Origin of the sequence: Marinobacter sp. (genome assembly GCF_035268745.1) — a bacterium.
Classification (GTDB): Bacteria; Pseudomonadota; Gammaproteobacteria; order Pseudomonadales; family Oleiphilaceae; genus Marinobacter.
The window spans coordinates 1-19,635 of sequence record NZ_DATFKH010000098.1 but is presented as its reverse complement, the minus strand read 5'-3'; the positions used below and the strand labels follow the sequence as shown (position 1 = coordinate 19,635).

Annotated in this window: 17 protein-coding genes; 11 read left to right on the top strand and 6 right to left on the bottom strand. The window is 57.1% G+C overall.

Features of this window, described 5'->3' with window-relative positions:
• From gspK to gorA, 5 genes are all read left to right on the top strand, one after another.
• On the top strand, nt 1–504 hold a 504-nt coding region (gene gspK / locus VJ956_RS07970), incomplete at its 5' end, for a type II secretion system minor pseudopilin GspK (RefSeq protein ID WP_324083607.1).
• A 21-nt stretch (nt 505–525) separates the two neighbouring features.
• Nucleotides 526–1,830, top strand: a complete 1,305-nt coding sequence (gene gspL, locus VJ956_RS07965) for a type II secretion system protein GspL (RefSeq protein ID WP_324083605.1) — start codon at nt 526–528, stop codon at nt 1,828–1,830.
• Nucleotides 1,831–1,832: 2 nt separating this feature from the next.
• On the top strand, nt 1,833–2,363 hold the full coding sequence (locus VJ956_RS07960; RefSeq protein WP_324083603.1) for a type II secretion system protein M: 531 nt from the start codon (nt 1,833–1,835) through the stop codon (nt 2,361–2,363).
• A 16-nt stretch (nt 2,364–2,379) separates the two neighbouring features.
• Nucleotides 2,380–3,018, top strand: a complete 639-nt coding sequence (locus VJ956_RS07955; RefSeq protein WP_324083601.1) for a GNAT family N-acetyltransferase — start codon at nt 2,380–2,382, stop codon at nt 3,016–3,018.
• Nucleotides 3,019–3,035: 17 nt separating this feature from the next.
• Nucleotides 3,036–4,406 (top strand): glutathione-disulfide reductase, encoded by a 1,371-nt coding sequence (gene gorA / locus VJ956_RS07950; RefSeq protein WP_324083598.1) that lies wholly within the window; start codon nt 3,036–3,038, stop codon nt 4,404–4,406.
• A gap of 27 nt (nt 4,407–4,433) precedes the next feature.
• On the opposite strand, the gene VJ956_RS07945 is transcribed toward gorA, so the two are convergent.
• Genes VJ956_RS07945 through VJ956_RS07935 form a run of 3 tightly spaced genes read right to left on the bottom strand, consistent with a single transcriptional unit; the run spans nt 4,434 to nt 9,452 of the window.
• A complete protein-coding gene (locus VJ956_RS07945; protein ID WP_324083596.1) occupies nt 4,434–6,377 on the bottom strand; it encodes a HAMP domain-containing hybrid sensor histidine kinase/response regulator in 1,944 nt (647 codons plus the stop codon).
• Nucleotides 6,370–7,362 (bottom strand): ABC transporter substrate-binding protein, encoded by a 993-nt coding sequence (locus VJ956_RS07940; protein WP_324083594.1) that lies wholly within the window; start codon nt 7,360–7,362, stop codon nt 6,370–6,372. Before VJ956_RS07940 ends, VJ956_RS07945 begins: the two co-directional genes overlap by 8 nt.
• Nucleotides 7,363–7,397: 35 nt before the next feature.
• Complete coding sequence (locus VJ956_RS07935; protein WP_324083592.1) at nt 7,398–9,452, bottom strand: TonB-dependent receptor plug domain-containing protein; 2,055 nt, start codon at nt 9,450–9,452, stop codon at nt 7,398–7,400.
• A 267-nt stretch (nt 9,453–9,719) separates the two neighbouring features.
• On the opposite strand from VJ956_RS07935, the gene VJ956_RS07930 reads away from it, so the two are divergent.
• Nucleotides 9,720–10,352: a J domain-containing protein gene (locus VJ956_RS07930; protein WP_324083590.1), complete on the top strand. Its 633-nt coding sequence runs from the start codon at nt 9,720–9,722 to the stop codon at nt 10,350–10,352.
• On the opposite strand, the gene VJ956_RS07925 is transcribed toward VJ956_RS07930, so the two are convergent.
• Nucleotides 10,317–11,849 carry an NAD(P)/FAD-dependent oxidoreductase gene (locus tag VJ956_RS07925; RefSeq protein ID WP_324083588.1) on the bottom strand — a complete coding sequence of 511 codons (1,533 nt, stop codon included), beginning with the start codon at nt 11,847–11,849 and terminating at the stop codon, nt 10,317–10,319. The genes VJ956_RS07930 and VJ956_RS07925 overlap by 36 nt on opposite strands.
• 20 nt (nt 11,850–11,869) lie before the next feature.
• Nucleotides 11,870–12,838, bottom strand: coding sequence for a beta-ketoacyl-ACP synthase III (locus VJ956_RS07920; protein ID WP_324083584.1), 969 nt, complete (start codon nt 12,836–12,838; stop codon nt 11,870–11,872).
• A gap of 252 nt (nt 12,839–13,090) precedes the next feature.
• Here VJ956_RS07920 and VJ956_RS07915 point away from each other — a divergent pair, with 252 nt between their 5' ends.
• From VJ956_RS07915 to VJ956_RS07895, 5 genes are all read left to right on the top strand, one after another.
• Nucleotides 13,091–13,246 carry a hypothetical protein gene (locus VJ956_RS07915; RefSeq protein WP_324083582.1) on the top strand — a complete coding sequence of 52 codons (156 nt, stop codon included), beginning with the start codon at nt 13,091–13,093 and terminating at the stop codon, nt 13,244–13,246.
• Nucleotides 13,247–13,461: 215 nt separating this feature from the next.
• Entirely contained in the window at nt 13,462–15,030 is a 1,569-nt protein-coding gene (locus tag VJ956_RS07910) for a mucoidy inhibitor MuiA family protein (protein WP_324083579.1), read from the top strand.
• 140 nt (nt 15,031–15,170) lie between these two features.
• Entirely contained in the window at nt 15,171–15,632 is a 462-nt protein-coding gene (locus VJ956_RS07905; RefSeq protein WP_324083577.1) for a (2Fe-2S)-binding protein, read from the top strand.
• A complete protein-coding gene (locus VJ956_RS07900; RefSeq protein ID WP_324083575.1) occupies nt 15,629–17,965 on the top strand; it encodes a xanthine dehydrogenase family protein molybdopterin-binding subunit in 2,337 nt (778 codons plus the stop codon). The genes VJ956_RS07905 and VJ956_RS07900 overlap by 4 nt, the downstream gene beginning before the upstream one ends.
• Nucleotides 17,966–17,975: 10 nt before the next feature.
• Nucleotides 17,976–18,965 (top strand): XdhC family protein, encoded by a 990-nt coding sequence (locus tag VJ956_RS07895; RefSeq protein ID WP_324083573.1) that lies wholly within the window; start codon nt 17,976–17,978, stop codon nt 18,963–18,965.
• Between the two features lie 302 nt (nt 18,966–19,267).
• Here VJ956_RS07895 and VJ956_RS07890 read toward each other — a convergent pair.
• The coding region (locus tag VJ956_RS07890) for a DUF2306 domain-containing protein (RefSeq protein WP_324083571.1) at nt 19,268–19,635 on the bottom strand (368 nt) is incomplete at its 5' end.

The window sequence follows — 19,635 nt, the reverse complement described above, 5'->3', positions numbered from 1 at the left end:
GGCGCCGAGGATGGTCAGTATCTGGTGGCTGAACCGGCCTACCGCGCGGCCAATCAGTTTTTTACCAGCGTTTCCGAGCTCAGGTTGATTGAGGGCATGACGGAGGAAGCCTATCGTGCCTTGTTGCCTCATGTGACTGCTGTGCCGGTGTCGGGGGCCGGCATAAATGTGAATACAGCGACCGCCGAGGTTATTGCTTCCCTGCATAATGAACTTACACTGGCGCAGGCCAGTGCGGTGGTTGAGAAAAGAACCGAGGAACCGTTCAGTACCGTGCAGGATTTCCTGGCGCTTCCGGAATTTGCAGGCCTGGGCCTGAAGGCGAGCGGCCTGGGAGTCAATACCCGGTTTTTTGAAGTAATATCGCGAATTACCTACGATAACCGGGTGGTGAATCTTGTCAGCGCTGTCTACCGTGGTCCCGAGGGCGAGGTCCAGACCCTGGCCAGGGATACAGGTCAGAAAAACCGAATCACCAAGGAACCGGTCAGCGTTCCGGAATAGGATCAAAGGCAGAGTTTCAGTATGTCATATCGTCTTTACGTCAGGCCTTTACCGCCCTTTCCCGGGTCGGATTCGGAACCGGCTGCCCAGCTCTATAACTGGGTGCTGCTGGATGCCAGCGGCGACAGTCAGGCTCATGGTGGTGGCGACACTCAGGACATGATCGAACAGACACTCGCCCGCAATGATCTTGACGGCGTGCGGCTGATCGGTCTGATTCCGGCGGAGGAAGCCCTGTTCTGTCTGGCCGACATCCCGGCAAAGCAGTCCCGCTTTATCCAGCAGGCATTGCCCTATGCGGTGGAAGAGCAGATTGCGCAGGATATAGACTCTGTCCATCTGGCGATCGGTCAACACTCGGACCGGGGTTACCGGGTTGCCGCCATTGATCACCGGCAGATGGGCAGCTGGGTCAGCCTGTTCAGCGATTGGCATCACGTCCGGCTGGAAGCCATCTATCCTGATGCCGCGCTGCTTCCAGTAACCGAGGGCGGATGGTCAATCTGCATTGAGGGCGACAAAGTGATGCTGGCCAGCGATCAGGGCGAATGGCTGGGTGTTCAGTCCCGCAATCTGGCCATGTTTGCCCAGACGCTTGCGGCGCCGCCGTCGGAAGATGTGGTGGCAGAGGTTCCCGTTACGCTGTTTGCAACCGCTTCCGAATTCGAACTTCTGCAGGCGGATATCGGAGCCATCAAGAGTTCGTCCCGGCTGAAGGTAAAAGAGCAGACTCTGGATCTGATGCCACTGGACCTGATGGCTCATGCCCACCACCATCATTTGTGTCAGCCCATTAACCTGTGCCAGGGACCGTATTCCCTCCGCAATGAAAAATCCGGGCTGCTGGGTGCCTGGAAGCCACTTATAGCGGTGGCCAGTGTCTGGTTTGTCATTCAGGTTGCATTGGAAATTGGCTTTGGCTACTACCACGAGCAGAGGGCAGATCAGGTCCGGGCCCAGGCAATGCAGATTTACCGCAACGCCTTCCCCAACGACAGCCGGACCCATGCCGGAAACGTTCGCCGGGTTGTTCAGGGGCAACTCAACCAACTTCAGGCGGGGGGTACCGATGCCGGGTTCATTGCCCTGATGAAATACACCGGCAGCGAATATTCGAAGCTCTCCGGGGCCGATTCCATCGTATTGAACTCGGTGAACTACAGCCAGAACCGGGGCGAACTGGTGGTCGATGTCAGGGCCGACAGTTATAGCAAACTGAGTGCACTGCGCAACGGGCTCGCGGGCAGGGGACTGGAAGCACAAATCGGCTCGGTTGTGAATGAGTCCAGCGGCGCTCGTGGCCGTTTGACCGTGTCAGGGGGGTGACCATGATCAACTTTCTCAAGGCATTTCCCGCCGTGGGCAGGCTGACTGCCCGATACGACCAGTTGCCCCGGCGTGATCAGCAGGCCCTGATGGTTCTGGGCATCGCGGTTATTCTCGGCCTGCTGTATTTTGCGATCTGGAGACCGGCGGTGTCTTATCACGACAGGGCCCTTGACAGTCGGGAAAACGCTATGGAATTGCTGGCCTGGATGGAGGCAAACCGTGCCTCCATTCAAAGGCTTTCCGGCGGGAGTTCGGCCCGGTCATCTGCCAGTGTTAACCGACCGGCAGACGGGCGCGCCCTGATGGCACTGGTTACCCGGACTGCGGGGGAGGCGGGACTGACTCTGCAGCGCTTTGAGCCGAGTGGCGATGACGCCATTCGGGTTTGGCTGGAAAAAGTGCCCTTTGGTCAGGTCGCAAGCTGGCTGGAGATGCTGAATACCGATAATGGCGTGGAAATCGAGCAGGCTTCCATGGACAGACAAGATGAACCCGGACTGGTGTCTGTTCGACTGACCCTGTCCATTTGAAAGAAAGAGACAGCAAATGAGTTCAACAATTGTGCGCCTTGACGTTAGCGCGCGGAACGAGGCAATTGCCGTTCTGGTTAAGGCCTATCGAGACGAGCCGACGTATCAGTATCTTTTCAACCACCGCAAACCCGGGTATCGACAGCGGGTGAGGGCAACGATCCGGGAACTGATTGACCTTTACTTTGAACTGAATCAGGAGGCGATTGGTATTCTGGCGGACGATACGCTGGTCGCGGTCGCATTTATCGGGGAACCGGAGTTGCGGCTGAACCTGACTAACCAGATAAGCTGGCGCTTGCGGATGATGTTGACAGCGGGTTTTGCCAGCACGCGTCGCTATATTGACTATCATGAGCGTATCGCCGCCCTGCTGCCTCAGGAGCAGGCTCACCAGCTTCCATTGATGGGTGTAAGTCCGGCCTATCAGGGTAGGGGTTATGGTCGTATGCTTCTGAAAACCGTGGAGACCCTGTGTGCGGATAACCCCCGTGGGACTGGTCTGGTTCTGGATACAGCCAATAACCAATATCTGCCATTCTACGAATCCGAGGGTTTCAGAAGTATCGGCACTGTCCTGATAGGTGATTTGGAAGACCATATTCTTTTTCGCGAAATCCGGCCAACCGGTGCGGAACCGATATCCGCCGAATAGCAGATTTAGGAGAGAACGTGTCTGACCAGCAAGAATTTGATCTGATCGTGATTGGTGCCGGCTCCGGCGGCGTAAGGCTGGCCAGAATGTCAGCCGAGAAAGGGGCGAGAGTGGCTGTCGTTGAATCAAGATATCTGGGAGGTACCTGCGTTAATGTCGGTTGTGTACCTAAAAAGCTGTTTGTCTATGGTTCCCACGCCGGTGAGGATATTGAGGACGCTGAAGGCTATGGCTGGAGTCTCCCAAAGGAACAGGTCCGGTTTGACTGGGCCCGGCTGGTTGCGAACAAGAATGCCGAAATAGAGAGGCTGAACGGGATTTACCGCCGAATGCTCGAGAATGCCGGCGTCACCATTATCGAAGGCAACGCCACCCTGGCCGATGCCGGCACTGTCGTGGTGGGAGACCAGCATTATTCGACAGGACACATCACCGTGGCCACCGGCAGCTGGCCAGTGATCCCGGATGTGCCCGGGAAGGAATATATCCTGTCGTCAAACGAGATGTTCTATCTGCCCCAGTTGCCCAGGCAGGCAGTCGTCTGGGGTGGTGGTTATATTGCTGTGGAATTTGCCGGCATTCTGGCAGGACTGGGTGTCGAAACCACCCTTCTGTATCGTGGCGACCTGTTCCTGCGAGGCTTCGACGGGGACATTCGCCGGTTCATGGCTGAAGAGATGCAAAAGCGGGGCGTGAATCTGCGGTTCAACGCCAGTATCGAGTCCGTAGAGAATGTGGATACCGGGTACCATGTTCAGGTGTCTGACGGCAGCCGAATTGTCACCGGCCTGGTGATGGCGGCAACCGGTCGTCGTGCCCTTGTTGATGGTCTCGGGCTGGAGTCACTCGGTATTGATATGACCGAATCAGGCCACATCTCGACCGACCGGCATTTCCAGACCTCGGTACCTGCCATTACCGCAATTGGTGATGTAATCGGCACATCCCAGCTCACGCCGGTTGCGCTCGGGCAGGGTACGGTGCTTTCCCGCCGTCTGTTTGGCGACGGTCAGGGCGAAATGGACTACAACAGCATCCCGACTGCGGTATTCTGCCAGCCGAACATCGGTACCGTCGGGCTTACTGAAGAGGAAGCCCGGAAAGCCGGGCACCGGCTGCGTATTTACCGCTCGGAATTCAAACCAATGAAGCATACGCTCAGTGGGCGGGATGAAAGGGCACTTATGAAACTGGTGGTGGATGACCGGTCTGACCGGGTGTTGGGGGCGCATATGGTGGGTCCTGATGCCGGGGAAATTACCCAGGGTCTGGCCATTGCGATCAAGGCAGGCGCCACCAAGGCACAGTTTGACAGCACGGTGGGCATACACCCGACCTCGGCGGAAGAGTTTGTGACCATGCGGGAACCCGTTTCGCCTCCTTCATGACAGTGCAAAGGAACGCACATGAGCGCATCAGACCTGCATCCAGCGGCTGAGAACCTGCCGCAGGTTTTCCTTTCTGACGGGCTTGGACATGTAATCGTTCATGCCCGCTTCGCGGCAAAGGGTTTCTGTACCCGGTAGCCCGTCTGCGGTCAGGGCAATAATGGGTGCGCCACCACTGCCAGTATTCTTCTCCCATTGCCGGATATATCGCGTGGTTTCATAACCATCCATAACGGGCATCTGACAATCCATTAAAATTACGTCGTAACCGCTATGATTTGTCTGCACAAACTCTATAGCTTCCTGGCCGTTTACGGCGGAATCCGTGGCAAAACCGAGCCGCTTGAGCAGGGCGATTGCGACCCGCTGATTGACCGGATTGTCCTCGACAACCAGCGCCCTTGATTGCAAATGTCCATGATCTGGCGTGACGCTCCGGTCGGCCGCATTACCAGTCTTGTGGCTGGTCAGCTCGAATGGCAGTTCAAACCGGAATGCGGATCCTTTGCCAACATCGGTCTCAACCTTTACATGGCCCCCCATCAGTTCAACCAGCCGCTGCACCAGGGACAGACCCATGCCGGTGCCGCCAAACCGGCGCGTATCCGAGGCATCCAGTTGTTCGAATGAATTGAACATATCTTCGATCCGTTCAGCCGGGATACCACAGCCGGAATCAATAACCGCGCAGTCCAGCACCACACAGTCATCTTCGAGGCTTAACCAACTGGCGTTGATTTCGATATAACCATCACCGGTAAATTTAATGGCATTGTCGACCAGTCCCGACAGAACCTGCCGAAATCTCGCGGAATCACCGATCACCAGGGACGATTCAGGCCACTCACCGACAAATTTCAGCTCCAGCGACAGCCCCTGTTTTCTGGCAGCGTGCCGGAAACTGGCAACGCAGTTGGAGATGAGCTTACGCAGATCAAACCGGCGATTCTCGAGCTGGAGAGTGCCGCGGTCAATCTCTGAATAGTCGAGAATATTATTGATAACCATCAACAGGTCTTCGCTGGATTGCTTTGCGGTTGTCAGGTAATCCTGCTGGCGACTGCTGAGAGGGTCCTCATTGACCAGCTCAATCATGCCAAGCACCCCGTTCAGGGGAGTGCGAAGCTCGTGGCTCATGGTGGCAAGAAACTCGGTTTTGGTGCGGTTTGCCTGTTCGGCACGTTCACGGGCACGCTCGGAGGAGGCCAGTACCTCATCCCGGGCGGCCTGCAGATCGCTTAGATGGGCGGCCAGCGAATTGAAGCGCTCCTCCAGCTCGGTGATTTCCCGGGCTGAACCCTTCTGGCTGACAGGCACCTGATCATACTGGCGGTCAGTCAGCCGCTCAACCCGCCTGGAAAGGGCACGAATCGGGGCAATAATACCGCCGAGTATGTGATTGACGATCACCATGGTGAACAGTAGAAGAAAAAAGCCGACCGCCAGAGACGTCCAGATGATATCGGCACGCCTTTGTGCGAACAGCGCGTTATCAACACCCACTTCCACCGAACCGACTCTCATCGCGCCGGCGCCAAAGCCATACTGGGGCTCAAACCATTCAGATTCGCGATTGTCGTCCAGTTGAAGCGGCTGCTGCAGGATTTCGGATTCGAAAACGGTGTAATCTGTCTGGTCACCGCTCGCCGACTGGCGATCGGTGCCGGCAAAGCCCATTTGCCGGCCTGCCACATCGGTTACCCGGATCCAGTCTGCCCGGCTGCGCTGGAGCGACTGCGTGAGCGTCTGTTCAAGCGCTTTTTCATTCCCGGAAACCACTGCGTACTCAACCGCCGGGGCAAGGCTGTCGGCGAGCATCTGGCTGCTTGCAGCAATCTCTTTGCGGGCATCGTCAAGCCGTGCCGAGGTAAAAAAAGCCATCAGCACGACGAACATCACAATGGCCGGTGCAGCGCCGAGGAGCAGAAGTTTCCGGGTAAGGGAGGCCTGGCGGCTCGAGGGTTTATTCATCGCTCGGCGCCTCGATACGGTTAAGACTTCGGGTAACGGTCTCGATCAGCTTCTCTCGCTCCGGCAGCGGGATATTCAGGGACTTGCCGACCTGCCGGTTGATCTCGATGCCGAACTCTGCGGGGTGTGCCGGAGCCGGAAATTCGTCGTATTGCCAGAACTGCCGGACGTAGTCAGCGGCCATTTCTGCTACCTCACTGAGTGGCGTGAACGACGACGCAAGGGCCCCCGCTTTCACATAAGCCTGGCTCGGGCCGATGATAATACGGTTGCGCCGGTAGGCGGTAAGCAGGATATGCTTGATCGTCCTCGGGTTGTAGATGGTGGAGTCTGGTGCTGCAAGGATAAAATCGCCGTAACTGAGGGCCCGGATCAGGGTCGGAATAAGGCGGTCATCCGCGGGCACCAGAAAAACCCGGCCCTCCATGCCAAGAGCTTCAAGATTGTCCAGAATCGAGCTGTAAAGATGCTCTGTGGCTGGCCGCGCCAGCATTGCAACCCTGCTGGAGTAAGGCAGTATTGCCTTGCCGATGGCTGCCTGGCGAATCAGCAGTGGCGTGGACAAGACAGCGGAGACGTTGTCAGTGGTCTGCTGGTCACGCTGAGTCACATAGGCTTCTTCAACCAGTACTCCGAGAACCGGAACCTCTCTGTTTTCCTCCCTTATCCGGGAGAAAGCGGTCGGACCGATCGCTATAACCGGGGATTCGCTGTCCAGAGACGTCTGCCCGGGGACAAATGACCGGATCATGACCGACTCACCCAACGCTGCCGCCAGCAGTTCCCTGAGGCGCCAGTTAAGACGCTGATTTTCAGACTCTGCTATATAAACGAGCGAAGCTGCAGGACTGACAGGGTTTGCCTGGGCAGTGGCAGCAAACAGCAGACAGCCCAGCGCACCCGCCAGGGTGAGGAAAAAGCGGATGACTCTGAGCCCTGATGGCAGGCGATGTTGCCGATGGCTGTTGTTCCTGGTCGCTTTCATACCGTCCGGGGTGGTGCTTCTTCCTTGAGTTGTTTTCAGAAACGGACTCCAGCTTCAATGAAAAACTGGTTATGGTCATTGATTCTGTTGTCAGGGCTCAGGGTCGGTTCGGCGGTGACGTAGTGTTGCATTGTCAACGCCAGTTCGTAACCGTAACCATGGGCGAATACACGTTTTGCCAGCCGGAAATCCGCCCTCTCGAATGGCGCAAAACGGAACTCATCTGCCCAGTAAAAAGTAGTAGCTGCAGTCAGGTTATAGGGCAATTGCTGAATCCACGCCACGCTCCCGGAATGCTCGACCGAAAGCCGCCCCAGAAGATCCAGCCGGAACTGTTTGTCGATTCCGGGCCGGTTGTCTTCGCCAGTATACCTGCTGTCCTGGTCGAGGTAGGCGTAGCTGACCCGTAATCTGGTGCCGGGAAACTCCAGCGAGGCTTCCAGTTCAAAGCCCTCCTGGTCCAGCGCAACATTGTTATCGATCGTCCATTCGTTGATCGAGATTACCCCGCTGATCATATCCCTGAGTTTATCGTTGAAATAACGGGCTTCCAGAGAGAAGGTGCTGCTGTCCAGGTAATACTGACCAAAATAGCTTATTTCACGGGAAGTTATGCGCTCTTCTTGAAGTCTTTTTCCATAAGTGGAGTTGGCAGAATTAACCAGGTCCTCAACCCGGAATAGCTGACCCTCAACAGCCTCGAAGGGGGGTGCAACGTTTGTCGCCCGGTAGGACCAGTCAGGATCCTGCTCGAATGCATCGGGGGTCCGGACGGCCTGGGAAAACACAAAGCGCAGAGCGTGGTTTTCATTGAGGATAAAATTGGCCGCGACCCTGGGAGAGAAATAGCTCTCATCTGTTGTGGTGGTTTTTTCCCAGTTGCCACCGGCGTTGAGCGTCAACCAGCGGAGAGGCGAGTACTCAAGGTTCCCGAAAACACGGGACTGATAGTTATTCCCGCGGCCACTGAAAAAAGTCTCGGAGCGATAGGTGTCCTTGCGGTGGCCAAGGCCGGTGACCAGTTTCAGGTCGGGGCTGAATAACAGGGTGTCCTGGATTTCAAATTCCAGGCGCGATTCTTCAATATCATCATTCAGGTCGGCGAGAAGCGGCGGGTTCACTTCGTTGGCAGAACACGGTTGCAGGGTGACGTCGTTACCATTGAGGATATCGATAAAGTCCTCATTTTTGATGCAGGTCGTCCATCTCTGGCGACGCTTGTAATTCTGAAAGCTGGCCTGAAGGTGGAAGAAGTGGCGGTCCGACGTCGAAACGTTCAGCCTGGACTGAAGGTAATAATCATCGACGATTGCATTCGGGTGCTCACCGATCCCCTGTTTTCCGAACTTGATGTTGTCATTCTCGTCAATACCGTCCACCACGCCCGCCCGCAGATCAAGGTTGTAGGTCGGGTTGAACGTCAGGGTGCTGTCGTAAATGAATGTGTTGATATCATAGCCATTATTGAAAGGTTTTATCGCATCGCCCGCGTCGAAGTCGACCTGCTCATCAAATCCGTCAGATTTGCGCTTTTCATAGGCCAGACGCCAGGCGTTGTCGGTATCGCCACCGCCCACAGAACCAAAAACCCGGCCATATCCCCGTGAACCGGATACAGCGCGCAATTCCACTCCCGCGGTGTCCTCGGGTGCCCGGGTTATAATATTGATGGTTGCGAGAAACGCATTGATGCCGTAGGCCGCACTGTTAGGACCGCGGCTGACCTCGATTCGTTCGATCAGTTCCAGCGGCACCGGCATGGTGTTCCATTCGACCTGTGAGAGATTCGCCCGATAGGCTGTGCGGCCATCGACCTGCACCTGTATACGGCGCTGCTCGTAATGAACGGTGCCGTGATAACTGGTGACGGGTATGTTGCTACCCACATAATTTACTGTCATACCGGGCACTAACCGGAAGACCTCAACCAGATTCATGATGCCCAGGTCCCGGATCAGATCCCCCGTTATAATCGAGGTTGTTCCCGGTACCCGCGATTTCGGCTGACGCAGACGAGTGGTTGTCAGGACCTCAGGGAGGGCCTGTTGAAGAGGGTAGTCACCGGACATCAGGCTGGAATCAGATGGCATGCCGGAGTGTTGCTGATCTGTCAGCTCCTGCCCCTGCGAACCGGTCGATATCAGTGGGAGGAGCGTCACCGACAGGAGGAAGGCACGGCGGGAAGGCCGTGGTTTCCGAAAAACATGAAATTTCCGGTTCGTAACAGGCATGGGTCTCGATTTATACTGCGCCAGGTAATAGAATTTTTTACGAAATAAACAGCTCTATCCTAGGGAAATCAGTCTGATTTGTCTCTCGGAATTACGGAAAACATTCTACTGTTGGACACAAACACTATGAATTGTTGGGAAATACTGGGAATTGACCCAACCAGGGATCGGGCGGCCATAGACCAGGCCTATGAACAGCAGAAAAAGTTTGCCGACGGAGAGGATCTGGACCGTCTCCAGCAGGCTTATCGCGAAGCAAGTGGTGAACCGGCAGAAGCTGCCCGGCCGGCCGTCAGCCGTTCCCGGGCAGAGGTCAGCCTGTCAGCTCAGGATCAGCAGGTGGTGCGGGAAGTGGCTATTCAGGTCAGGGCATTGCTGAACGATTCCCGCCGCGCGGCCGATGAGGGAATCTGGCGGGCGATTCTGACCGAACCGCCCGCGGATCAGTCCCATATACGGTCAGCCATTGCCGCAGAGCTGGAGCCGCAGATCCGCCCGATGGCCGAAAATGGTGCTTTCCCGGTTCCGGTTGTCGCCTTTCTGGGTGACTGGTTTGGCTGGCAGGAACTTCAGGATGCCCAGGACGCCGGTCTCCACTCTCCTGAACAGCAGGCGCCGGAGCAGGCACATGCCGCACCCGAACAGACCACCAGGGAAGATTCCCGGCCATCGGATACCAGTTTCTGGCCTGCGGTGGTCGGGTGGGTAGTTGCCCTGGCGGTGCTAGCCGCCATTTTTGACAGTATTTCGGGTGGATGAGAGGTCAGCATCGGTGGCCGATTTGGCGTAGAAAAAATCGAAATCGTCAGCATCGGCAGTGAGCGTTTCCCGCCGGTAAGTGAAGGTAAAACCCGGCCAGTTAGTGGTGTTCCTGCCGTTTTTGTCCTGGTACCAGGACTGACAGCCGGACTGCCACACACTGCCGGCAAGGCGCTCTTGAAGCTGGGATGAAAACTGCTCCAGCCGCTGGGGTTTTACATCCATTGCAATGCCCGGTTGTGCCTGCAGCCTGCGGATACAGCTCATGACATACCGGACCTGGGCTTCAATCATGAACACGATGCTGTTGTGAGCAAGGTTGGTATTCGGCCCGAAAATCATGAAGAAGTTGGGAAAACCCGAGACTGTAATTCCCTTGTAGGCTTCCGACCCGTTGGTCCAGGCTTCGTTCAGCGACTGCCCGCCGCGCCCGACAATCGTCATCGGGGAGAGAAATTCAGACGCTGCAAAACCTGTCCCGAGGATCAGCGCATCTGCCCTGTAGAAGGTTCCGTCGGCGGTGATAACTCCCTCGGGGACTACACGATCTATTTCCTCAGTGACGAGGTTGACGTGCTTCTGATCCACCGCCTCATACCAATCGTTAGAAATCAGAATACGCTTGCAGCCAATCTGGTAGTCGGGAATCAGGTCGCGACGCTTCCGGGGGTTACTGACCTCGCTGCGGGCAAATCGCCTGGCCTGCCAGGCAAAAATATCCAGCAGGCCGCTGAAGCGGGTAAAGGCCAGGGCACGGCTCTCGTTTTTCCAGTAGATCAGCCACCGGTAAATCCTGTCCCACAACGGCAACTTCTGGAAAAGGGTCTGTTCCCACTTTCGGAAACGACGATCAGGTTTGGGTAACACCCACGCCGCCGAGCGCTGGAACAGGGTGAGGGACTTTACCCTGGCGACAATCTCCGGTACGAACTGAATAGCGCTGGCGCCGGTGCCGATAACCGCCACATTCCTGCCTTCAAGCGGGTAATCATGATCCCAGCGGGCGGAATGGAAAAGTCTGCCCTGAAAAGAGTCGAGGCCATGGATGTCAGGCCATGCCGGCTGACTGAGCTGGCCGGTTGCCGTTATAACAACGTCAGCGAGATAGATACCCCTGTTCCGGGTTTCTACCCGCCATTGATTGGTGGATTCATCAAAACGGGCCGTCCGGACTTCCTCGTTGAAACGAATGTGTTCGTTCAGGCCGTACTTTTCGGCGCATTGCTCCAGGTAGGCAAGAATTTCCGGCTGCAGGCCAAACTTCCGGGACCAGTCGTGCCTGGGCTCAAAAGAAAACGAATACAAGTGAGACTGGACATCGCAGGCCGCGCCGGGGTAGGTGTTGTCGCGCCAGGTGCCGCCCACCCCTGATGCTTTTTCCAGCAGTGTGAAATTATCAAACCCCGCCTTTTTCAACTGGATGGCCATGCAAAGGCCACCGAAGCCGGTGCCGATTATCAGAACTGAGGGGGTTGTGTGATTGCTGCAGTGACTCATAGGCAGGCGTTCAGCAGGACTCAGTATCTGATCAGGGCCGACCCCCAGGTAAAGCCACCGCCAAAAGCCTCCAGCAGAAGTACTTCATTACGCTTGATGCGGCCATCCCGCACGGCCACGTCCAGAGCGAGGGGGATGGAGGCAGCGGAGGTGTTGCCGTGCTTGTTAACGGTCACAACCACCCGGTCCATGGACATTTTCAGCTTGCGCGCAGTGGCGGTAATAATCCGCAGGTTGGCCTGATGGGGCACCAGCCAGTCGACATCGGATTTCTGCATCTGGTTGGCCTCAAGGGTTTCATCAACGATCCTGCCCAGAGTGCTCACGGCAACCCGGAAGACCTCGTTGCCCTTCATCATGACATGTGCCCTGCCGGCACGGACCTGGTCAAACCCGTCGCCAATGCCATAGGGAACGTGCAGCAGGTTTTCATACTCACCGTCGGCATGAATATGGGTTGAAAGAATGCCGGTCTCTTCACTGGTTTCGAGAACCACTGCACCGGCTCCGTCACCGAACAACACGCAGGTGCCCCGGTCTTCCCAGTCGAGAATGCGTGAGAACAGTTCCGCCCCGACAACCAGTACTTTCTTGCTGGAGCCTGTCTTGACGAATTTATCGGCGACCGACAGGGCATAGATGAATCCACTGCACACCGCCTGGATATCGAAAGCAGGGCAGCCATGAATGCCCAGGCGCGCCTGCAGGATGCAGGCGGAACTGGGGAAGATCTTGTCCGGTGTGGAGGTGGCGAACACGATCAGGTCGATGTCTGTAGCCTTGATGCCGGCCGCTTCAATCGCCCGGAGAGAGGCCTGCTCAGCAAGATCTACCGTAGTCTCGCCGGCAACGGCAATATGGCGCTGCTCGATACCTGTGCGTTCCCTGATCCATTCGTCGCTGGTATCAACAAGTGCCTCCAGCTCCCGGTTGGTCATGACATTGTCAGGAAGGTAGGAGCCAGTCCCGGCAATTCGCGCATAGGGCATGCAGAGTTCCTTTAAATCTGAGAATCATTTCGGTTTCGGTATGGGACCATCCTATACCGGCGGAACCGCCACCATCTATTAGCGGTTTGTCAAAGTCCCCGGCACCCTGAGCAGCCCGGGATGGTGTGATAAGTATAACTTCGTAGGTGTTTCCGGGTATGGGGGTAACGGGCCAGTTTCCATAAAATAGTAAACTACATAAATTGATCACCGGCAAGCCCGGAGTTTCGGAGTCTGAAAAGGAAGAATGCAATGAAAAGAGTAGTATCTGTTTACCATGGCTGGCGCAAAAAGCGGGATTTTATCAACCTGGTGCTGCATAAAGAAGCAAGACTGCTTAAAGATGTGGGTTATCCGCCGGAGATTGTTGAGCAGCGGCTCAGGACACCTTTCTGGAAGTTTGTCTAAACAGCCTGGCGGCTCCATGCCCGGCCCCTTGACAGGTATTTCCCGGCGGAATTTCATGCCGGGCAATGACCAATAAAGCAGGCGCAGAAAAGCAATCCTGGGGTGCATCTGAACGTAAATTACGGGAGCTTCAGTCCGGGGCTGGTGTATTCAGTGAATCCCGGTCGATAATGACTCGCTAATCGACGGTTTTCGCCATTCCAGAGGAGTCTCCCATGAAGTGGCCTTTGATGTTGCTGTTTCTCAGCCTGGCTTGCAGTGTCCGCGCCGGGGTTACTGAAGTGACCCTGTTTCCGTCCCACGCCCAGCTGGTGTGGGAAGAGAAGGTGTCGCTCGAGCGCGGAAGCGGGGTGGTCACGGTAACCGGCCTGCCGGTCTCGATGCAGGATGACACTCTGATGGCGGAAATACAGGGGGTGCCAGGAGTACTGACCCAGCGTGTGCAGATCCGGCAGGTGGAGCAGGCAGAAGTTGTGGCCGAAGCCTCCCGCAAGCTGCGCAAGGCGCTGCAGGAACTGGAGCATAGAATCGGCACCCGGGAAGACCAGATACAGGCCTGGAACCAGCAGGTGAGATTGATGGCCGAAGTGGCCGGGACCCCGAAAGAAATCACCGCGCCGGAACTGGCCCAGCTTGCCACCACCGTGCAGGAAACGACTCAACTGGCCCTCACCCGCATTCGCGACATCCGCCAGGCTATGGTGGATGATGTGGCGGAGCGGGACCGGCTCAGGCGTGAACTGGCTGCCATGCAACAGGACGCCCGGGCAACCAGAAGTGTCAGCCTTTCCTATCGGGCCGGGGGCGCGGGACAGGCAACGGTGCGGCTGCAGTTCCAGACCCGTGACGCCAACTGGCGCAGTCATTACAACGCCCGGCTGAAGACGGCGGAGACCGGAACTGACGGCACGCTTGTACTTGAGCATCTTGCCCTGATTCGCCAGACCACGGGAACTGACTGGAGCGATGTACAGTTGCGGCTTTCCACGGCCAGTTCCAGGTCCGGTACTGACATCCCACCGCTTTATCCCTGGTTAGTGGCTCCCGGAGTGGAGCCCAGATACCATTCAGACAACGCCCGTGGTGGTGCATCCCTGAATATGGCCAGATCCGAGGCTTTGAGTAAGCCTCAGGCCCCCCGTGTTGAAACTGATGGCGCCTTCACCCAGAGTTATCGGCTAGCAACACCGGTAACGCTTGCCAGCGGCAATGCCGACCAGTTCATTGCCGTTGCCAGCCATGAGACCGAGGTAGCAGTCGAGACCCGTTTCTTTCCGGCCATGAACCTCGACGGCTTCATTCATGCAACAGGCGCTTTTGATAGCGACATTTCACTACCGCCCGGCCCGGTAACGCTTTATCGCGATGGCCAGTCGGTTGGCCGCTCCCGCCTTGAAGGTGTATCCGCCAACAGCGAGATTGCCATGGGTTTTGGTGTCAATGACCGGGTGATTGCCGACCGGGTAAATGAGCAGAATCAGAAAGGCGAGCAGGGTATTTTCAACGGCGAAAAGTACGTTCGTCGCATCAACCGATATGAAATCACCAACAATCATCCGCAGGCGGTTACGATTCGTGTCTTTGACCGGATTCCGGTTTCCCGGCAGGATGACCTCACGATCAAAGAACTGGAAATTACCGAGCCTGTGAAGCGGAATGCCCAGGATATCAAGGGGGTACTTTCCTGGACACGCAATCTGGAGCCCGGTGAAGTCAGCATTCTGAAATCCGGTTTCGAACTTCGGGTGCCGGAAGATTCGGAGCTGCCTCCGGAATTCCAGTAACAATTCCAGATCACAGAAATTATTCATTGCATGGCCAGAGACGCAACGCCGGACCTGGTCGCAGGCCGTTATGACGACTAGGCTTAAAGTCTCAATCTGTGCCTCAGATATTTGCCGACCTGATTTCCCGGGAGGAACCAATGATTAACCTGACAATAAACGGTAAACAGCACGAGCTGGACGTTCCGGACAATATGCCTCTGCTTTGGGCACTGAGGGATGTTATCGGAATGAAAGGCACCAAATTCGGGTGCGGTATTGCCCAGTGTGGTGCCTGTACCGTTCATCTGGACGGCGTGGCCACGCGCTCCTGTGTGACTCCGGTCGCTGACGTAAAAGGTGAGGTCACCACCATCGAGGCCATGGCCGAGGATGCGGTTGGCCGGAAAGTCCAGCAGGCGTGGCTGGACCTGGGGGTTGCCCAGTGCGGTTATTGCCAGGGTGGTCAGATCATGACCGCGACCGCCTTGCTGAAGAGGACGCCGGAACCTGAAACCCAGGAAATCGTCGATGCCATGACGGGCAATATCTGCCGTTGTGGCACCTATAACCGCATCCTGGCGGCCATTGAACTTGCCAGCGACAGGGAGGCCAGCTCATGAGCCAGTCAGACGATAAACTGATGCTTGCCAACGTCAGCCGTCGCGGCCTTCTGAAAGGGCTGGCCGGGACCTCAGCACTGTTGCTTGCAGCCCGCTGGGATATCGGGCTTGCCAATGAACAGGCTCAGTTCGGTGCTGGCGCCATGCCGGGTGGCTGGGTGGATAACCCCAACGTGTTTATTCACATCGATTCCGATGGGCTGGTCACTATCGTGAACAACCGTGCGGAAATGGGCCAGGGTATCCGCACCAGTCTGGTCATGGTCGCGGCCGATGAGCTGGGCGCAGACTGGGGTCAGGTCCGGGTACAGCAGGCCGACGCGGACCAGGACAGATACGGCAACCAGAACACCGATGGCTCCCGCAGTATGCGTCACTGGTATCAACCCATGCGCCGTGCAGCGGCGGCTGCCAGGCTCATGCTGGAGCAGGCCGCAGCCAACCAGTGGGATGTCCCGGTGCATGAAGTCCGCGCCGGGGTCCACAAGGTGGTGCATACCGGCACCGGCCGTGAACTCGGTTTTGGCGAACTGGCCAAAGCAGCCAGCGAGCTGGAGGTCCCCGCCCGGAATGCCCTGGTGCTGAAATCCGACGCTGAGCTGCGTTTCATTGGCAGGGAATCCGGCCTGATTAACGGTGAGCTGAAGTCTGCCCACCCCAAAGCCATTGATGGTGAGGATATTGTTACCGGCAAGGCTGTTTTTGGCGCCGACGTAGAGCTGGAGGACATGCTCTATGCCGTGGTAGCCCGTCCGCCGGTATACGGTGCCAAAGTGAAAAGTGTTGATGACAAGGCTGCGCTCAAGGTTACCGGCGTCAAGAAGGTCATTCGTATCGACAGCGCCAGTCAGCCTGCGGCGTTCACCCCGCTGGGTGGTGTTGCCGTGGTCGCTTCCAATACCTGGGCAGCAATGGAAGGCCGCAGGGCCCTGAAGATTGAATGGGACCTGGGCGCTGCCGGAGACAATGCGGATTACACCTCAGAGAGCTACCGCAAATCCCTGGAAAAAGCAGCGCAATCGCCCGGCAAGGTCATCCGCCAGTCCGGCGATGTCGAGGCTGCTCTCAAGGACGCCGACAAGCGTGTGTCAGCAACTTACTATATGCCCCATATGGCACAGGCGCCCATGGAGCCACCGGCGGCCGTGGTCAGGGTCAGGGACGGTAAGGCCGAGGCCTGGGCGCCGGTCCAGAACCCGAGGGCAACCCGTGAGGGCGTGGCGGGAATGCTGGAACTGGACGTCAAGAATGTGACCGTTCACCAGACTCTGCTTGGTGGCGGCTTCGGGCGCAAATCAAAACCGGATTTCGTGATCGAGGCCGCGCGACTGGCCAGGGAATTCGAGGGCCAGCCAATAAAACTGCAGTGGAGCCGGGAAGACGATATCCAGCATGCTTACTTCCACGCCGTCTCTGTCGATCATCTGGAGGCTGGCCTTGACGATGATGGTAAGGCGACCAGTTGGCGTCACCGGACCCTGTCTCCGAGCATCGCATCGCTGTTTGCTCCGGACCCGAAACACAAGGCTGAATTCGAGCTGGGCATGGGATTCAATACCATGCCTTTCAGTATTCCCGCAATCCGTCTGGAAAACCCGCCGGCACCCGCCCATGTCCGTATCGGCTGGTTCCGCTCGGTCTACAATCTGCCCCATGCCTGGGCCATACAGAGCTTTGCTCACGAAATGGCCGAGGCCGCCGGCAAGGACCACCGGGACTATGTGCTGGATCTGCTGGGGCCAGACCGGGAGGTTCATAATCTGACCGTCGGCGATGGCTGGAACTATGGCGAAGACCCGGACATGTACCCGATTGACGTGGGCAGAATGCGCAGGGTGATCGAGACGGCAACCGCAGAAGCCGGGTGGGGCCGGGAAACCGCCAGCGGCCGGGGCCTGGGCCTTGCTTTCCATCACAGCTTTGTGTCCTATACCGCCGTCGTTTTTGATGTTGAAGTGGACGATCAGGGCGAATTGACCATTCACCGGGCGGACATTGCCTTTGACTGCGGGCCCCAGGCCAATCCGGAGCGAATCCGGTCGCAGATGGAAGGTTCCATTGTCATGGGCATCGGCATCGCACTGCAAAACGAGGTGACTTTCAGAAACGGCGTTGCCCAGCAGGATAATTTTGACAGCTATCACCTCCCGCGCATGGCCAACGCCCCGAAAGTGGTGCGGGTGCATCTGATCAACAACCCGGATGACGCCATGGGGGGAGTCGGTGAACCCGGCCTGCCGCCGGTTGCGCCGGCGCTGTGCAATGCGATCCATGCCGCTACCGGAAAGCGCATCCGGCGTCTCCCTGTGGCCAACCAGTTGGCAACCAGTTGAGCTGATAGTAATGCAGAGTCTGGATTATCGGGTGGTCGAGCAGGCCATCGAATGGATGAAAAACCACAGAACGGTGTGGATGTGCACCGTTCTGTCCACCTTTGGCTCATCACCCAGGGAACCGGGCTCATTGATGGTTGCTTGCGCCGATGGGGAGCACCTGGGTTCACTCTCGGGGGGGTGTGTTGAAGAGGACTTCCTTGACCGCCTTGTGACCGGTGAATATGACCTGCCGACCGTCATCGTGCGCTACGGCTCCCCGGGTGAAGGGGCTGGAAACGCCCGCATCCACCTGCCTTGCGGCGGTATTCTGGAAGTGCTGGTGGAGCGGATGCCGTTCAGCCCGGAAAACCTGGAACACCTTGAGCAGATCAGGAACGCCTTGTCGGGGGAGAAAGCGCTCACCCGTTGTGTCCGGCTGACCGATGGCAAGAACTGGCTGGACGAGGCTGAACCAAACGGGTCACGGGTGATCCGCGAGCACGGCTCCGAGCAGATCCGCATCCGCGTTGGTCCCGTCGCCAGGCTTGTTCTGGCAGGGTATTCGACGGTCGCGGAGGCCTGTGCCAGTTTCGCTATCAATCTCGGCTATCAGGTGGTGCTCTGCGATCCCAGAGAAGAAGTGACCCGGAATATCAGTCTGCCGGCAGGGGTGGAATTCAGGTCCCTGCTGCCATCGTTGTTCATCGCCTCTGAGGGCGTCTGTACCTCCTCCACTGCGGTGATTGCGGTTACCCACGATCCCCGCATTGACGACCTGGCCATGATGGCTGCCGTCAAGACCCCTGCCAGTTATATCGGCGTTATGGGGTCGGTGCGGACATCCGAGGCCAGATCGGAACGTCTGCGTGCCTCTGGGGGGCTCAGCGCGGCGGAGATTGCGCGTATTCATATGCCGATCGGCCTCAACCTTGGCAGCAAAACACCGTCGGAAATCGCCCTGGCGATCATGGCGGACATTGTCCGTGTGCGGCGGGGCCGGGATCTTGCCGAGCTCTGATCCTGCAAAAATCAACCAGCGTATACCCGAATCATACAATGAACGTGGTGATTGCAGGCGCAGGGATTATGGGAACCACTTTTGCCGTTCTGGCAAAAGAAATGGCTCCAGAGACAGACTGATCAAACACCACCAGCTGGTGGAGCGAGGAAAACCCCGAGTCTTAGCAGCTGCCTCTCTGCACAGGATGCATTGAGTTCATTCGGCATCTTTTTTGATCCATGGCGAAGTCCCGGGATACTGACGGGACAATGGCTTTGCTGCAAGGATGTCCGTCACTTGGCCTTCTGATCTCAGGCTTCTCAACCGAAAACCATTTCATGCATCATTCGGCCGGGGAGCAGGGTGAGGGCGCCGGTCAATACCAGTGCGAAAAAGTAAGTCGCTGACATGGTGATCGCATGAGCCCTGTAATTGCCCGCCCGTGCTGCCCGAACCCCGACCCAGAGCATGATTAAAGTGAATATCGACAGCCCGTGAATCGGGCTCCACATTCCCCAGACCTGAAGCTTGTGAATAAAGAACGACGTTAAAGCAACAACCACCAAGAAGAGTACCCAGACGCGTCCTGCCAGTCGATGCATTGGCGTTCCTTTCGGCAGAATCAGTTGCAGCGCACCAACCATAACGGCTGCAAGCGCAAGAGTAATGTGCATCTGTATGGCAAACG

Excerpts from the sequence above, each read along its gene's own strand:
- VJ956_RS07925 (WP_324083588.1), bottom strand. The coding sequence starts at position 11,849 with ATGAGTCACTGCAGCAATCACACAACCCCCTCAGTTCTGATAATCGGC.
- VJ956_RS07955 (WP_324083601.1), top strand. The coding sequence starts at position 2,380 with ATGAGTTCAACAATTGTGCGCCTTGACGTTAGCGCGCGGAACGAGGCA.
- VJ956_RS07920 (WP_324083584.1), bottom strand. The coding sequence starts at position 12,838 with ATGCCCTATGCGCGAATTGCCGGGACTGGCTCCTACCTTCCTGACAAT.
- VJ956_RS07960 (WP_324083603.1), top strand. The coding sequence starts at position 1,833 with ATGATCAACTTTCTCAAGGCATTTCCCGCCGTGGGCAGGCTGACTGCC.
- VJ956_RS07945 (WP_324083596.1), bottom strand. The coding sequence starts at position 6,377 with ATGAATAAACCCTCGAGCCGCCAGGCCTCCCTTACCCGGAAACTTCTG.
- VJ956_RS07935 (WP_324083592.1), bottom strand. The coding sequence starts at position 9,452 with ATGCCATCTGATTCCAGCCTGATGTCCGGTGACTACCCTCTTCAACAG.
- VJ956_RS07900 (WP_324083575.1), top strand. The coding sequence starts at position 15,629 with ATGAGCCAGTCAGACGATAAACTGATGCTTGCCAACGTCAGCCGTCGC.
- VJ956_RS07895 (WP_324083573.1), top strand. The coding sequence starts at position 17,976 with ATGCAGAGTCTGGATTATCGGGTGGTCGAGCAGGCCATCGAATGGATG.
- VJ956_RS07930 (WP_324083590.1), top strand. The coding sequence starts at position 9,720 with ATGAATTGTTGGGAAATACTGGGAATTGACCCAACCAGGGATCGGGCG.
- gspL (WP_324083605.1), top strand. The coding sequence starts at position 526 with ATGTCATATCGTCTTTACGTCAGGCCTTTACCGCCCTTTCCCGGGTCG.
- VJ956_RS07905 (WP_324083577.1), top strand. The coding sequence starts at position 15,171 with ATGATTAACCTGACAATAAACGGTAAACAGCACGAGCTGGACGTTCCG.
- VJ956_RS07910 (WP_324083579.1), top strand. The coding sequence starts at position 13,462 with ATGAAGTGGCCTTTGATGTTGCTGTTTCTCAGCCTGGCTTGCAGTGTC.
- VJ956_RS07915 (WP_324083582.1), top strand. The coding sequence starts at position 13,091 with ATGAAAAGAGTAGTATCTGTTTACCATGGCTGGCGCAAAAAGCGGGAT.
- VJ956_RS07940 (WP_324083594.1), bottom strand. The coding sequence starts at position 7,362 with ATGAAAGCGACCAGGAACAACAGCCATCGGCAACATCGCCTGCCATCA.